The 16,976-nt window shown below is 45.0% G+C and carries 10 protein-coding genes and 1 pseudogene; 3 read left to right on the top strand and 8 right to left on the bottom strand.

The genetic code is table 11. The annotated features are described in order from the left end of the window. From J2W55_RS06900 to J2W55_RS25740, 7 genes and pseudogenes are all read right to left on the bottom strand, one after another. Positions 1–582, bottom strand: a pseudogene (locus J2W55_RS06900) (hypothetical protein); the annotation flags it as partial. Between the two features lie 443 nt (positions 583–1,025). Continuing rightward, positions 1,026–2,438, bottom strand: a complete 1,413-nt coding sequence (locus J2W55_RS06895; RefSeq protein ID WP_310093447.1) for a DUF3863 domain-containing protein — start codon at positions 2,436–2,438, stop codon at positions 1,026–1,028. Between the two features lie 117 nt (positions 2,439–2,555). After that, positions 2,556–4,241, bottom strand: a complete 1,686-nt coding sequence (locus tag J2W55_RS06890) for a RagB/SusD family nutrient uptake outer membrane protein (RefSeq protein WP_310093444.1) — start codon at positions 4,239–4,241, stop codon at positions 2,556–2,558. Positions 4,242–4,252: 11 nt separating this feature from the next. Beyond that, positions 4,253–7,780: a TonB-dependent receptor gene (locus J2W55_RS06885; protein WP_310093443.1), complete on the bottom strand. Its 3,528-nt coding sequence runs from the start codon at positions 7,778–7,780 to the stop codon at positions 4,253–4,255. Between the two features lie 207 nt (positions 7,781–7,987). Continuing rightward, positions 7,988–9,166, bottom strand: coding sequence for a FecR family protein (locus J2W55_RS06880; RefSeq protein WP_310093441.1), 1,179 nt, complete (start codon positions 9,164–9,166; stop codon positions 7,988–7,990). Positions 9,167–9,239: 73 nt separating this feature from the next. Then, positions 9,240–9,797 carry an RNA polymerase sigma factor gene (locus tag J2W55_RS06875; protein WP_310093439.1) on the bottom strand — a complete coding sequence of 186 codons (558 nt, stop codon included), beginning with the start codon at positions 9,795–9,797 and terminating at the stop codon, positions 9,240–9,242. A gap of 428 nt (positions 9,798–10,225) precedes the next feature. Then, complete coding sequence (locus J2W55_RS25740; RefSeq protein ID WP_374726355.1) at positions 10,226–10,564, bottom strand: helix-turn-helix domain-containing protein; 339 nt, start codon at positions 10,562–10,564, stop codon at positions 10,226–10,228. A gap of 177 nt (positions 10,565–10,741) precedes the next feature. On the opposite strand from J2W55_RS25740, the gene J2W55_RS06870 reads away from it, so the two are divergent. Then, positions 10,742–11,647, top strand: coding sequence for an alpha/beta hydrolase fold domain-containing protein (locus J2W55_RS06870; protein WP_310093437.1), 906 nt, complete (start codon positions 10,742–10,744; stop codon positions 11,645–11,647). A gap of 436 nt (positions 11,648–12,083) precedes the next feature. Here J2W55_RS06870 and J2W55_RS06865 read toward each other — a convergent pair whose 3' ends face one another. Further along, positions 12,084–12,485: a hypothetical protein gene (locus J2W55_RS06865; protein ID WP_310093435.1), complete on the bottom strand. Its 402-nt coding sequence runs from the start codon at positions 12,483–12,485 to the stop codon at positions 12,084–12,086. A gap of 538 nt (positions 12,486–13,023) precedes the next feature. Between J2W55_RS06865 and J2W55_RS06860 the strand changes: the two genes are divergently transcribed. Further along, positions 13,024–16,488, top strand: a complete 3,465-nt coding sequence (locus J2W55_RS06860) for an ABC transporter permease (protein WP_310093485.1) — start codon at positions 13,024–13,026, stop codon at positions 16,486–16,488. A gap of 77 nt (positions 16,489–16,565) precedes the next feature. Next, the gene (locus J2W55_RS06855) at positions 16,566–16,778 is read left to right on the top strand and encodes a hypothetical protein (protein ID WP_310093433.1); all 213 of its coding nucleotides are present in this window, start codon (positions 16,566–16,568) and stop codon (positions 16,776–16,778) included. The last annotated feature ends 198 nt before the right edge of the window (positions 16,779–16,976 follow it).

The raw sequence follows: 16,976 nt of genomic DNA, 5'->3' as shown, positions 1-16,976 counted from the left end.
CGCCTGAGGGTAAACCGGCTCCAGCGTAGTTACGGTACTGCCGTTTGCATATTGCCTGATCGGATCACTGCCCAGTAACCTGAACACCGGCACCGGTAGCTGTTTCTCAGCATGTTGTGCGGGCATATAGGCATTTACCCGGCTCGGGTAATAAGCCTGGTTCCAGTAACCTCCCCAAAGGGTAAAGCCATCGGTACCAACCTGGTCTTTGCAGTTTCCTGATGCCACGATCTTGTACTTATCATACATATAATTCAGGGAATGAGCATCAATTACCCATGAAGCGATGGATTTAGGATAGTACCCGAATACCTGTTTAAAATCCGCGAAAAAAACGTCAATGATCTTCTCCCGTTCAGCAGGTGTATAGCCCACCGAAAATCCAACGTCAGAGTGCCAGTCCCAGGCATATTTTCCCCGCCATTTGATGCCCGCTTTTTCGATCAGCTGCTGCGGCAGTTCCCACCAGCCGCCTATTTCAAATTCATTTTCTGGAAGCGTTTTCAACAATTCCTGGTAACGTTTGTCAATCAGGGCATCGTACTGCAGTAAAAATGTCCCGCCAAGATGATATTGTTTCATTAGCCTGATCTGGTTTACGACAGTTTGATAAAGCACATCTTTAGTGATATTGCTGTCACGCGGTTCGATGTCCCGGATGAAATTGACGATATTAACAATCTTTGGTTCAGCCAGGGGATGCACTTTTTTTTGTTGAGCACAGACTTCGGAATTCACTTGCAGGCATAACGCAGCCAGAAAAAAGAAAAATTGAGGTTTACGAAACATTGCAAAATTTTTATGTTGAATAAATATTAGCAGGCAGGTATATTCTGCCTTGGGAAATAAACACAGGGATTACTAACTCAAAACAGCATTAATTAATTCATGTCATATCCCGATTGAATGATTGCCTGGTTAACTTCTTTGATCCGCGGTTTCCATTTTTTCAACCTGACGGTCATAGGTCAGTACACCGTTTACTTCATGCTCTACGTCTGTAGTTTGGGTGTAGATGGCAACGCTTAATCCTTTCTCTTAAGCTCAGGGCAATACCTGTAAATCAATGCTTGTTCGGCATCTGTCAGTTCATGTAACAACACTGGCTTATCCTGCGGCCTTAGTCCTTTCTGGTTGATCCGGTTGATCAGGCTCCAGTCTATGACCGGGCTGTCCGGCCTGGCGCCTACCGGCTCACGCGCAGGCAGGTCATACCGGGTGAAATCGATGACCATCTCCGGGGTATTGTGATGCCAGTCGCGCAACAGGGCCAGCCGGAACGATTTGTTCATGAACCAGCGGATCTCCAGATTATTATACGAATCACCAAGTCCACATCCCCGTTCTACAAATTTATAATTGTAATCATCATTGGTTTTATAATGTTTACGCCAAAGCGTTCCAAACTCTCCAAAACTTACCCATTTGGTATCCGGCCATCGCTTCAATGTATCGGTCACCCACTTCTTCATGGCGCTGCAGATAAAATCCATTCCAAACTCATACACTAACTGTGCTTCCCAGATATTGGGCACCCATCCAAAGCCATTCAACTGGAACCCCTTGTCAAAATGTATCGACTGGGTATGCATTACCTCCATATTTCCCAATTCCAGCCCCCAGCCTTTATAGGTCTCTATTGGCCCAACACCTCGCCTGCTGTTATACCCGGTTATTTCATGCCCGGTTTGTCCGCTCTGTCGTGCGCAAATAAAATCCATGGACCAGCCATCCAGGTTCACACAATCGATCAAATCTTTTTTATCCTGGCCCGGCCTGCAAAAATGTTCAGCAGACGGATAGTAAGGGTACGACGGTGATCCGTCCGCCCCGCCCCCGTCAATATTATGCTGGCTCCATATCACAGCCTGGGCCACATGGATATTTTCCTTTTCGGCTAAATATTTCAATGTCTCTGCCGGCAGAAAACCGCCGATTACAGATTGCGGCTTATATCCGTTACCGACAAAACCGGAAATGATCCGCAGGGCTTCAGACAACTCTTTATTGATCCGCGCCGGCGGGAGGTACATGGCCGGGAAATATCCCGGGAACACCGTCAGCTCATCGCCATATTTCGCCTGGCAGAAAGCCGCATACTCGCGGATCTGCATGTAATTATGACGCTTGTCTTCAAGAGCGTTCAGGGTGAAGCCCCACGTCAGCCTGCCATCAGGATTGTTTGCACCAAACGCTTCCCGCAGATTTTTGACACCCTCCAGGGTATGCCATTTTTCCTCGTCCCGCGGATGCAGTTTGACATCCCTGGACACTTCCCAGGGGGTGGTTCGGATCATGATGCAGAGGGTGACGAATCGTCCTCCCATCAGTTGAGTTGGCGCCAGCATGCGTATGGGGGTCGCATGAAGTAGCTGCGCACCTGCCAGCAACCCTGCACCCGCCACACAAGTGCTCTTTACAAATGATCGTCTATTCATATTTATAAATATTATGTTTGATGCCGCTTCATTACCAAGGGCCCGGGTGATTTACTCACCCGGGAACCTATTGTTTACATATTTAAAGCCGGTAATTATTCTTACTGACCGGGTAATTTACCACCCGGGATTCTGTTTAAGTTTATCCGGGTTTAAAGCTATTTGCTTCGTCGGTATCGGCAGGAGATAATTTTTATTTACATCGAAAATTCGTTGCGAACCTGGCTGTAATAGTTTGTAACCATTCTCCAACTGAGCAGCCGGCGTGTTATAAAAATAACTGTTATAGCTCGCTCCATCCAGCGTTATCACTTTTTTAGACCATTCAGATCCGGTAACCTTTATGCTCAATATCGATTTCGGCAAGATGGTCTCCGCAGTCTTCCACCTGCGCAGGTCATCCCAGCGAAAACCTTCGAATGCTAACTCCACTGTCCTTTCCCTACGGATCTCCGTCTGCATATTCAGGCCCCTTGCATTTACAAGGGCATTGCTCAGGTGCGGCATATTGACACGATCCCGCAATAAGTTGACAGACGAGTCAAGGTCTCCGTCAGTAATCGATCCCTTACGTTCGTAAGCTGCCTCGGCATAGATCATCAGCACCTCTGCATAGCGAATGATATTCCAGTCGAACGCTCCGCCGCCGTCACCAGGCGTAGCCTGCTGTGATATAAACTTATACAACATGTAGCCGGAGTTTACATTACGGTTATTGTCCACACCAGGCCATTGAGGGCGGAACTTATCATATTGCGGGCGGATAATTTTTGTTGCCGGAAGGATTAAAGATTGCGTCATCCGGGGATCACGGTTGCGGAACTCTGTACGGGCTGAATCATAGCCTCTGAACAACGGTGACTTATCAGGAGGCAAACCATCTTTGCAGAGATAGAGGTCGGCAATCGCTTTCGTAGGATTAAGATTGCCCCAGGATACGCCGTAAGCCCAACCGTTCACATTAATATTTGTTCGGTATTTTTTTGAAATGATGGTTTCCGGGTTATCCATACTGTAGTTATCAATAAACATCAGCCGGTAGCTCGAATCACTTTTTGCCTTGTTTAGTGAAAAGGCTTTACTGTCAATTACATTTTTCGATTCTGTAATCGCCTGATCGAGCAAGGGATTTGCATCACCGGAAACATGAAATTTTCGCCACGTACCCTCGAAGAGACATACCCGGGCCTTAAAGGCCTGGGCGGCCTCCCTGCAAATCCGGCCTTTCTCCACGCTGCCCTTCACCGGCAAATTTGCTATAGCATTGTTAAGATCACCCAATATAAAGTCGAGCACGGCTTCACGGGAAGCGCGTCCACTAAACACAAGCGGATCGGTTGGCTGTAGTACCTTGTCAATAATAGGAACTCCTCCATACAGATCTAAAAGACGAAAGTAATTGTAGGCGCGAAAGAAGTATCCTTCACCCAGGAAAGGCCGGATGTCGTTTTTTATGGCAGTGGTCATCCCCTCTTCTATCAGCTTATTTGCATTACGGATCGCTTCATAGCTATCGTCCCAATTATCATCTTGCTCGGGCGCAACAAGCTTACCAGAACTTATGGTGTTCACCTCAGTGCCGAACGCAATATCCGAGTTATTATCGTTCATATACGAACCATCGTAATGAGGATCGTCCAGCGAATATTTATAGAACCAGTTTGCTGCCAAACGGTAATCATTAGCAGATTGCCAGAAGGTGTTATCGGAAATATCAGACTGGGGTTTGAGATCAAGATTTTTTTTACAACCAGAAGCCGCGGTGGCCAGAAAGATTATGCTGAATATTTTAACTATTTTCATTGTTGTAAGATTTAAAAGTTAACATTTACGCCAACAGAAATGGTGCGGTACATCGGGTAGTTATTCTCATAGAAATCCGTATTACGTGCATCATCGGTAATTTGCGCTACGCGGGTTTCTTCTGGATCATACATTCCATTCCAGGTTCCCTTTGCGAATTCGAACAAGTCCTGACCACTAACGTAAACCCTTATGCTATGTACTTTGAGACGGGCAACCTGAATATTATTAAAAGTATATCCAACAGTGATATTCTTCATCCGGAGATAACGTGTATTTTCCAGCCAAAGGGATGAGAACTGGTAATTATTATTCTTCACTGTTTCGTTATTCGAAAGACGCGGGTACATGGCCGACGGGTTATCGGCATTAAAGGTCCTGCCGTAAAAATAATCCAGGGGCTGGAACCAGAAGTGAGCTAACGGCACGCCGAAGTTTCCATTACCCCTCCAAACATATTTATTACCGGTTCCCTGCAGAATAAAATTCAAGTCAAAACCCTTATATGCCAACCCACCAGTAAGGCTATAAGTAAACTTGGGGATCTGAGATCCTAAATTCACCGCATCACCGCTCAATCCCTTCGACTTGTCGCCGTAGGTGGTAATTTGTCCGTCACCATCGATGTCTTCATACATTACATCACCAATACCCAGGCCGCCATAACCATTCGGCTGTGCAGACGGTACGATACCTTTCCCACCGTATTTGGCAGCATAGGCGTCGAGGTCAGCCTGATTTCTGATAATGGAACCCTTGAATCCAAAATAGGAGTTTAGCGGGTAACCCTGTCTAGCCTGTGTCAGTCCCAAATTATAGTTATCATTTCCTTTCAGATCGGAAACGATATTGGTGTTGTAATTCAGGATGGCGCCCACATTGTATCGGAATTCACCGATCCTGTCACTCCATTGACCATTGAATTCCCACCCCTTTCCCTTAAGTGTTCCGGCATTAGATGAGGGAGCAACTGCGCCCAATGTCGTTGGGTAAGTAATGCTGACCAACATGTTATTGTTGGTTTTTCTGTAAAGGTCAAACGACAGGGACAGCTTGGATGCAAATAAGGAAACGTCCAAACCAAGGTTTTTTGTCTCGATGGTTTCCCAGGTACGTAAGGGTGATGAAAGACCCTTAAGGGCAGCCAATCTTGCAGCAGATGACCCGTCAATAGGATACTGATCGAAAACATTGATCAGCTGGACATAATCAAACAACCCTAACTGGGAGATATCCTGATTGCCCGTTCTGCCCCATGACGCGCGGACTTTAAAAAGGTTGACGGTATTATCGCTGAAAATTCGTTTGAAAAATGGCTCCTCGGAAATTTTCCATGCAGCAGAGAGGCTGGGATAAATTGCGCTCCAACGTTTATCTGGCGAGAACTTCGAACTGCCATCTTTACGCAGCGTACCTTCAAGGTAATATCTGCCTGCAAATGAATAGCTTGCGCGGCCAAAATAGGACTGTAAAGCCCAGGGGTCCCGATTCCAGTCTCTTGCATCACCGGCCCGCAGGTTTTTGTTGTCAGACAAAGGCAACGTAAAAATCTCATTGCTGAAAAAACCCTGTCCCTGGATATATCTGGAGTCCTGTGTGAATTTCTCTTGCGAAGCGCCCACCATAGCCTTAATGTCATGCTGGCCAAAGGTCTTTGAATAGTTGACATAGGTACTATAGTTTTTATAAACAGTGCTGGCGTTCCTGAAAGTAGCTCTGTTCGGATTGTTACGGATCAAAAGGTTTGGCGTGTTATCCCAGTTATACTCTGTATTGGTTGGAAAGTTTGCGTCGTCATCACGGCGTTCCAGATTGATACCCACCTGTCCTGTCCATACCAAGCCCTTTATAGGTTCAAAATCCAGCTTTACATTATTGCTCCACCGGTTGTTCGTCATCGTCTCATCACCACCTTTTATCAATTCCTGCACCGGATTTTCATAGCCCTGATAACCATAGTAATTACCGGCAGGGTTCTTTTCGGGCAGATAAGAAAACATTTTCAAGCCGTTGCTGATAGCATCGTGCAATTCCGAAGGTGTACGGGTGTTCAAATAATCGTAGGCCGTCGTCAGATCCAATTTCAGGTTTTTGGTAATATTGGTTTGCAGTGCGATGCGAAGGTTGTCGCGCACAGACTTATTTGTCCCTTCCGAGATATTGCCGTTGTCACGCAGGTCACCAAAAGATATCAGGTAGGAAGAGTTCTCGCTGCCACCGGATATACTAAGATTGTGTGTCGGACGGTACGCCGTTTTGAACAGCCTGCCATACCAATCATGATTCTGATAAAACATGGGAAAGGATTCTACGCTCCGGTTCTCACCGGGTCCGACACCCGGATAGTTGGCCGCTATCTTCATCAGGGTAGAATCAGAAAAGGTCTGTTTTTCGCCGTCATTTTTGTTCGCCTCATTAAACATCCGAACGAAATGATCCGTGGTTGCTGCTTTTTTTCTTAAACCAACCTTCTTAACTGCCAGATTAAATCCATAACTTACAGTGGGTGTGCCGGAACGTTTACCTCTCCTGGTGGTTACGAGGATAACGCCGTCAGCAGCACGTGCGCCATATATAGCAGCAGTTGCATCCTTTAATACTGTAACATCCTGGATATCCTGCGGATTAATCAGACTGAGGTCACCGGGGACTCCATCGATAAGCACAAGTGGAACGTTGCCATTAATAGATGACGATCCGCGGATCGTAAGTGCAAAATCCTGCTGGCCGGGTTGGCCGCTTGAACGCGTAATAGCTACACCGGGAATTAAACCCTGCATGGCATCCAGCGTTCCCGTAACCGGCCTGTTTTGAAGTTTATCGCCGTTAATACGGGCCACCGCACCCGTAAGGTCAGCTTCTTTCTTACGCGTGCCGTATCCAATGACTACCACTTCGTTAAGGTTACTGGCCACCGGATTAAGCGTGACATCTAAATTGGTTTGATTATTCAAAGGAATTTCCCGGGTTTGATATCCTAAGAAAGAAAAAGTCAGGGTCCCCGTTGCATCCGGTATTCTGATCTGATACTCACCTTTCACATTGGTCGAAACCGCCGTCCCGCTTTCTTTATGCCTAACGGTTACACCGGGCATAGGCTCATGCTTTTCGTCAAATACTACACCTCGTATTTCGGCAACGCTTAATGCAGTAGGCCGAAAAACAGGATCAGCACCAGTTCTTCTATCCGAAACAACAATGGTTTTATTATCAATTTTGTAGCTGAGCGGCTGTGATCTGAACAGCTCATCCAGCACCCTAAGCAGTTCTCCCTGTGATACATTTATCGTAACAGGTTTACTTCTTTCTGCCTGATCATCCGTAATCACAAAATTGTACCCGGTTTGCATTCGCACATCCCGAAGTACGCTGATCAGGGTTTGATTTGTTTTATTTACGGTTATCCTTTGTGCTAATGAGGTGGCGCTCACCTGCACTAAAGAGACAATCATGATAATGATCGTAAGTCTCATAATCAGCCAAAGTTTGGGTAATAGTCTTCCAGCCATACCGGTTTGAATGGTATAAATTTTATACATTTGTTTTGTTTGGTGATGCAATATGCCCTTACTTTCCAGGCGAAGGCTGTTGCGGTTAAACAGTTGAATAAAGTAAATTGTGCCAAACGGCATTCAGGGTCCGATCTGATCGGGCCCTGTTTAGTTTTTAAGACTGATCTATGGTAATGTTTTTTTCATCTTCTTTAGGTTTAAATCGGTTATTATTATTTGGTTATAAAGGCTATATTATTTTGTGACGTAAACATTCCGCCCGCTCACCTCAAAATGAATCTTTCCTGTTGATTCCAGTATTTTTAGTACCGCCGATATGTTTTCAAATTTTGAAATCGCTCCGTTGAAACGTACATCCGGCACATCCCTGGCATATATCACTTCCACATCATACCATCGGGCTACCTTTTTCATCAGCGGCCTCACAGGCTCACTTTCAAACATGAACTGGTCATTCTTCCAGGCTATGGCCAGCTCGGTATCTGCCTGACCAATTGTTAACCTGCCGGTGCTACTGCTGACCACCTCCTGTCCGGGCCTTACAACTGCCTCTGAATGGTTTCCGGCAGCACGGATACTGCCCTCCAGTAAGGTGGTTTTACTCCCGCCGTCGTCATGGTAAGCATTTACATTGAAGTGTGTACCCAGTACCCTGATCTGCTGGTCGTCTGTTCGCACAATAAAAGGATGAGCAGCATCTTTAGCCACTTCGAAGTAAGCTTCGCCCTTCAGTTCAATTTTGCGTTCCTTAAGATCAGCAAAGCTTGCAGGATAGGTTAGCTGAGATGCTGCGTTGAGCCAGACCTTTGTGCCGTCAGCCAAAACCAGTCTGTAATGGCCACCGTTAGGTGTTTGCAATATATTAAGACCTATTTTGTTATTATCATGATTATTATGCCCATTAACATACTCAACCTGTCCGTTAGCTGTTTTCACAATGCTTTTTCCCGCGTCCATTCCAATGACTCCGGAACGCTCTCCGGCTAAAGCGATACTTTGCCCGTCCGATAAGATCAAATAGGCATTGGTTCCGCCGGGCTTTACGTCATTGTGTATTCTCTGGGCAGCGACAACAGGACGGGATGATGGACTGTGTAAGAAATAATAACCGGCGGTCACCAAAAGTAAGATCACACTTGCTGCTGCAGAAATTGCCGTCCATATTTTTCTTGCTGGCCTGGCTGGTGCTGTCTGTTGCTTCAGATTGTTAAAAATGCGGTCATACCGTATTCGATTTTCAGCGTTAAACGGAACCATAGCAGATGGATCGTCTAATTGCATGCGGACAAGCTCCTGCAGTGTCTGGTCGTCCACCGTACCGAATAGCTCCATCAAACGACGAATATCTTCAGGTTTACTTTCATGGCGTAAAAATCGCTTATAAAGCTCGTTGAGGTTTTCTTCTGCTCCCAATTTGGTACGGTTTTTTGAAGAATACGAACGAAAAAGCGATTAGGTCTGCTCGTCGGAATATTTTTTTATCAATTCACGTTTTTGTCGACATCGCGATCAAAGATGCTGTAACGACCACCAATATCAGCTCATTTTCGGCAAAATAAGCCTTCAGGCTTTTGGTGCCTTTAACAACGTGATCGCGTATAGTTGAGGTGGATACGCCGAGCAGATTACTTACTTCTTCGTAAGACATGCCCTCGATTTTAACCATTGACATAACCTTTTTGCGCTGCGCCGGTAAAGTATTAAGTGCATGGTAAACCAGTTGACGATCGGTCTCAGACGCCGCAGGATCATATAGTTCAGCAACCGAATTAATCAGTTCCTCGCGGAAAGCCCTGTCGTGCGCCAGCCTGCGGTACAGATCAGTGATTAAGTTTTGTGCGATGCGATGAACAAATGCGCCAAAGGATTTATGATGATCTATAGATGCTCTGCGCTCCCATATCTTCAAAAATACGTCCTGCGTAAGCTCTTCAGCGATCTCAGCTGACTTAGTTAGGTATTGAATTTTCCGGAAGATGGGATCGACATAATGCCTGTAAAGTTTCTCAAAAGCAATTTCGTCCCCGCTTTGCAGGTTTTTCATTAGCTCTTTCTCGTTTATCAGGCGAATAAAACTCATTAAGGGGTAATTATTTTACGCTAAATTGATAATAATTAATTACATAGCAAAACAAATTAATGACCTTCCCGAGAAGGCAAAACACCAAAATCAGTCACTACAAATAAGCGGGACGACATTGGCTGATTGATCTGCAGGCCGCTTTACAAGGGGTGGATGAGAACGTACTCGTTAAATTCTTTGAAAAGACTGTGTTAAAAAAGTTGAAGTGATTTTTTTGCCAGTGCCAGTCCAAATCTTTTGGAGGCGCAGGTGACGTACCAAACTTTATTGTTATCAAGCGATTATCCGACAAAACGGCGTCCGGTGATTGGCTCAATCAAACGAAAACTTGTGAAATTCAAACATAATCCCTTGGAATATTGTTCCGACAAATGCTTAAAACAATGACGTCAATTATTCCGACGCTTAAGTAACCTGAATTTAAGAGGAGATACACCATTTAATTTCCGGAACAACCTGATGAAATATACATGATCACGGAATCCCAGCTGATAAGCGATCTCTTTAATATCCAGATCAGTATGATACAAAGCGTGCTTTGAACGAATAGAAACTTCTTGATGGATCCAATAGGTCACCGAAGACCCGGTAGTCTTTTTAATAACATCATTTAAATACCCTGTAGTTATATGTAACTTTTCCGCATAATCAGAGGGCCGTCTCAAAACCAGATTATCTTCAGATAGCGAGATTTTGAATTTTCTGGCAAGTTCCGCTGTTCCACGCACATGGTCCTCAGTGATTTCAAACAGTCATTCGCACAAAAAGGGAACACTCCATAGTTTCGGTACTTATTTAACATTTCAATCATGCTTTAAGATATTTATTCAATATTATTAAAAGTAAATCTACATCGATGATGAATCCAGAGATGACCACTTATATTTGAAAGCGAAATCTTATTTATGAAGAAATTATATGTTGTCGCCATCATTATCGTTACAACCATCGCTGGCCCTGCCGTAGCACAAACAGAAAATCCTGTTTTGAAGTTAATGCCTAAAGGGACTGTTTTTTATGGCAATGTTCACTATGCAAATGACACGTTGATCAGGCATCTGCTGGATATTTATGTACCAGCGAGTGGGAAGGCCTCTTACCCTCTTGTAGTCTGGTTACATGGAGGTGGATGGCGAAAGGGCGATAAATACAGTGCGGTGGACTACATGAGGGGAACCGTATATGAGATGATCGAAAGAGGTTATGCCGTTGTTTCGATTAATTACCGCTACAGCAGTAACTTTAAATTCCCTGCTCAAATACAAGATTGCAATCAGGCTCTAAGTTATTTAAGCGAGAATGCGGGCAAATACCATTTGGACAAGACCAAGATTGCAGTGATCGGTTTTTCTGCTGGTGGGCACCTTGCTGCGTTGCTCGGTCTATCGAACAATAATAAAGTTAGCGAATTTTATGTAAACGGTAAGATTGCACAATTCAAAATCAGGTTCGTTGCCGATTACTACGGCATTAACGACCTAAAGACACTTACAGGGCCGGGAACTACTGACCCCAATAGTGGTGTACAACTTCTTATCGGTGGCAAAGCTAACGAACAACCCGAAAAGGCAAGGAAAGCAAGCCCGGTCAACTATATTGACAGAAAAGATCCACCATTTTTCATAGTACATGGTGATAAGGACCAGGCTGTAGACCAAGGTCAGTCCATAGAATTAAGCAATAAGTTAAACCAGGCACAAGTGACTAACGAATTACTGATCTTGCCTAATGCACCACATGGCGGGGATCTTTTCGATGCCTTGGTCGTTAGGGTTAAACTCCTCAGTTATTTGAAAATGTACTTGAAGTAGCTCCTACAAGGAAGAGAGCAATATCGAGACGCCAGAATCAACCCAAGTTGCAGATGACATGATTTCGCATGGTGAGTCATCGAAAATAAGAGCAATGACTAATAAGTTAACCGTTGTTATTGGGATGCATGTTGTTGGGCTCAAACTGTATACTCGGATTCAGATAAAAAAATTTTGAATGACCAGTTGGGATTTAATTTGATTCGGGCTTCACTAAACCGAATCGGACTTTCCTTAATCTCGAACCATTTCAATTTCCTTAAATTGTTGCTAATGTGAAAATTGAATCTATCAAACGGTTCGAGGTCAGTCCTGCTGCCGCTACGATCTGCTACACCAGCGTAGCCGAAACCGGATGAATTAATACACTCAAAATTACACGTTTTAATTCCAGCAAATGAGCATATATCATTTGTCTAACTCCCAATGGGTAAATTCATATTATGCTGCTATTATACGGATTGGTATCGATAGTTATCAAGCGCTGGGAGAAAAGAATAGGTATATGAATAAGCGTTCGCATCATTTCATTCCTGCATAAGTTTGTTTTGATACTTTCATCCAGCAAACTTTCAAAAATTTCCTTTACACGCCATTCCTGATGGCGACTAATAAGAAATATCACCGGAACTTCAGATTTGAACAACTCCAATTTCTCAGATAACCTGAGGGCTTCTTTGTCAAGAAGTTCTTTTGCAAAACAGAGTTCATAACCCGCAGTATTTTTAGCGGTTGTGGACTTTTGAATGGTATTTAAAAAACTTAAGATAGCATTAGTTTTACCATAGTGGAAAGGGATTTGATCAGCCAGCTTTCCCCGCACCTGGAAGAAGTCCATATCCAATCGTTTTTTACACCCACCGAAAGCAGGTTACCGGAACAGCAGGCAGCGATCCGGCATTCAGATGAAATCATATCCGAGATTAAAGCCGCGGATTTTCATCGTCCTCGAAGCACCGATGTACAATTTCGCCATAGAGGCACACACGCCGCCATCCGGGTATGTAGGCACGCTGTAGAACGATATCTGTTTTAAAGTGTCACCTGTTTTGTCATATTGACTGGCATGATTTGCCCGGTTGATTTCGGAAAGGAACCATTCCGATTGTTCATTTCAGCGGCTTAAAAAAGACCTGCTTGCTGTATTCATTTAATTTTATACCCGTTACCCTTTCCACAATGTACACAAGGTAAGTTTACACTTTTCGTACACGAAGATTTTAAACAATTGCAGCTCCGACTCATTTGAACATCCAAAACCGCACATACCCATGTTCGGATCTGTTACAGTCTATTCAATCAAGATTACACATGTAACTGTTTATCAATTTTTTATAGCTTTGGAACAATGATTGAGTTGAGTAAACACCTTGAAAGTGCATACCTTCCATATCAACCTTTACGACCTGGCTTTCCTGGGAACGATATTCGTGGGACTCGCCTTCGGTCTGATGTTGTTACTTGCCCAAAAAGGCAACAAGGCCGCAAATCGGCTCCTTGGTCTGATCCTGATTATTGCCGTAATGGGTATGATCCGGGCTTTAGACGCTGACATTCACCTGGAACTGACGCAATTCTCGCTTTCCTTGGGTCCGCTTATCTATTTTTATGTATGGAGCATAACCAGACCGGACTATAAGTTTCGTTCCCTCGACCTGCTGCATTTCAGTCCCTTGCTGGCGGAAGGCGGCCTGAGTATTTACGATACGCCAGGCCTTCAGGAGCTGAACATGATATTTCGGTTACTGGTATTTATTTCGGTTTGTGGCTATTGGTATGCCGCTCACAGGCTGATTAAAGGTTTTTCCAGGGGGCTGAATTTTAAAGGAAGCGATCGTTACCGGCTAAAATTGCGGTGGCTGAATAATCTATTGAATGGCTTCGGCATTTTATGGCTATTGTGGATACCCCTCACGATCATTGCTTACCTATACCACAATAGTGGGTCAATCCAGCTATTTTATCCTTTATATCTGCTCTTAGCCGCCCTGGCAATAGGCACTGCGGGAATGGTGATCTTAAAGCCTGAAATGAACTCGCCAGCAGATGAACCCTATTTTTTGAGGTTACCATCGCCGGACGAATTTAAGCATAAAGCCGGCTGGCTTAAGAAGACGGTAAAGAACGGTGCCTATTACAGGGACCCGGAATTAAGTCTAAGCTCACTGGCCGAAAAGCTCGGACTGACGACCCACGAATTGTCCGCGGTCATTAATACAGTGCTTAAAAAAAGCTTTAATGACTTTGTCAATGAATACCGCGTGGCTGATGTGGCCCGCAAGATGCAGGACCCGGCTTTTGATCATCTCACCTTACAGGGCATTGCTTATGATTCCGGCTTTAACTCTCCCAGCACCTTTCACCGTGCATTCAAACAACTGACTGGAAAAACGCCTGCGGAGTACAAAAAACAACTACCATCTTATAATTTGACATATGGTTCCTGGTCCGCAGCGGTAATTTCGAACCAGGTAAACCGCAATCATATGTTTAAAAATTATTTAAAGATCGCCTGGCGAAATACGACCAGGAACAAGGCTTCTTCGTTCATCAATATTACCGGCCTTGCCGTGGGTATGGCTGTGGCTATGCTAATCGGTTTATGGATATGGGACGAAGTCTCATACGATAAGTTCAATAAGAATTATGACCGCATAGTACAGGTTTTAACCAACAAAAATGCCGGCGGTGGCCTGGTGACGCAGTCCTCCCTGCCTTTGCCGTTATCGGCAGAACTGCGGGATAAATATGGCAGCGACTTTAAACAGGTGGCCTCGGTTGTTACCATGGAACAGAACATGAACTATAACAACCATGCCTTTTCAAGGATAGGCTGTTATGCTGAACCTGCTATTACAGATATCATCACCCTGAATATGATCAGGGGATCGAAAACCTCCTTTAAAACACCCGGCACTCTATTGATCAATGAATCATTGGCCCGGGCCATATTTGGTGAAACCGATCCGATCAATAAAACGATCAAGCTCAACGACGCGTACCTGGTGCAGGTAACTGGGGTGTACCGGGACCTGCCCCAGAATACACAGTTCAGTAATGTGAATTTTATAGCGCCTGTCGGTCTCCTGACTCAAAACGGCGATGGCATGAATAACTGGTTCAACAGTTCATTCCAGTTATATGCCCTATTAAACCAGGGCAGCGACCTGCACCTGCTTTCGCGCAAAATTCAAAATATACTGTATGACCATTCGAAAAATGCCGCCAGGCCCGCGCTATTCCTGTCCCCGATGCGTGAGTGGCACCTGTATGAATTCAAAAACGGCGTTGCTGTTGCAGGTCGCCTGCAGTTCGTATGGCTTTTTGGTATCATCGGCCTGTTCGTGCTTTTGCTGGCCTGCATCAACTTTATGAACCTGAGTACGGCCCGGAGCGAAAAGCGCGCTAAGGAAGTGGGCATACGCAAAGCCATCGGCTCATTGCGGGCGCAATTGATTGCTCAATTTCTCAGCGAATCCTTTTTGATCGTTGCTGTGTCATTTCTGATCGCTGTCCTGTTGTCCTGGCTGGCTTTGCCTTTTTTCAATGATGTTTCGGGCAAGGAGCTTCACCTGATCTGGACTAATCCGCTGGTTTGGCTGACTTGTTTTTGTTTCTGCCTTTTTACAGGGCTTATCGCAGGCAGTTACCCTGCGCTTTACTTGTCGTCCTTTAATGCGGTGAAAGTGTTAAAGGGCACCTTCAAAGCAGGCCCTGCCGCTGCAATGCCGCGTAAAATACTGGTCGTCATTCAATTCGCTGTTTCAGTTACCATGATTATCGGGACTATCGTTGTTTTCAAACAAATTGAATTTGCAAAGGACAGGCCGGTTGGTTATAACCGGAACAACCTGGTTTCTATCCCCTATAACGCTATAAAGGGGTATAACGCTTTCCGGGAGGAACTGCTGAGAACCGGTGCTGTAACTGGCGTCTCGGCATCCTCTAATCCCACGACCGGCGTGTGGTCATCCGCGGATAACCTGAGCTGGAAGGGAAAGGATCCCAACCGGCAGGAGGTTTTCGGCACGATACTGGTCGACCGGGATTTTGGTAGTGTGGTAGGGTGGCAAATGAAGGAAGGCCGGAATTTCTCTAAAGAGTTTCCGAGCGATTCATCAGGCTTTTTATTCAATGAAGCGGCCATCAGGCAGATGGGCCTGAGGGAGCCAATAGGAGAAACCATTAAATGGCATGAAAAAAACTGGAAAGTGCTGGGTATCGTAAAGGACATGGTCATGACCTCGCCTTTTGATCCCATTACGCCGGTGGTGTTTTTAATGGATGACCGGGAGCGGTCATTCAATGTGGTAAATCTGAAACTCAAGGCCGGTATGCCTGTTGCCGGAGCATTAGCCAGGATCGAAGCGGTCTTTAAAAAATTCGCGCCGGAAGCTCCTTTCACTTACAAGTTCGCGGATAGTGAATATGCGCAAAAGTTCACAGCGGAGGAACGTACCGGAAAGCTGGCCTCCGTGTTCGCGGCGCTTGCTATCTTCATATCCTGCCTGGGATTATTTGGTGTAGCATCATTTGTAGCAGAACAGCGTATCAAAGAGATCGGGATACGAAAAGTGCTGGGTGCATCGGTTGTCAGCATCTGGGGTTCATTGTCCAGGGACTTTGTCATCCTGGTAGGTATCGCATTGCTCATCGCGGTCCCTGTTTCCTGGTATGTTATGCACCAGTGGCTGCAGCATTATACCTACCGCACAGGTCTGTCCTGGTGGGTATTTGCGCTGACCGGCGCAGGCGCTGTCCTCATTACTTTGCTTACCGTTAGTTACCACAGCATCAAGGCGGCATTGACCAACCCGGTGAAAAGCCTTCGGTCGGAATGATGTCGCTACAAAGAACTAAGGCCCGTTAACCACGGAAACTGGGATTTAATTGAACACAACCAGATTACACATTCTTCATGACCCAACAAGATTTTATCGATTTGTACGAGAAGTATATGTCAGGTAAATGTACATCAGACGAAATAAAGCTGCTGGAAGCATATCGGGATAACTTTCAGTTGAGGGATCTGCCCTGGAGTGCCGGAATGGGTAATAAACAAGAAGTTAGGCAGGAAATATTAAACAAATTAAATAGCGGCATTATACCCTCGAAAAAAAAGAGTTTTTAAAATTTATTGTGTTGCAGCGGCAGTTGCCATTTTTACTATTAGCTTGATACTGATGCTTGATCATAATGGAAGTAAATACCCCCCTAAAAAAGGAAGAAACGATCCATAGCAAATATCGAGGTGTTGAAGACAGAGATGAAGTAGTTACTGCTTGAAAATTTATCTAAATTAAAATACATTAAAAATTTCCTCAACCTA

Origin of the sequence: Mucilaginibacter pocheonensis (genome assembly GCF_031456535.1) — a bacterium.
Classification (GTDB): Bacteria; Bacteroidota; Bacteroidia; order Sphingobacteriales; family Sphingobacteriaceae; genus Mucilaginibacter; species Mucilaginibacter pocheonensis.
Note: the sequence above shows the minus strand (reverse complement) of the source record. Positions and strands in the feature narration are given on the sequence as shown.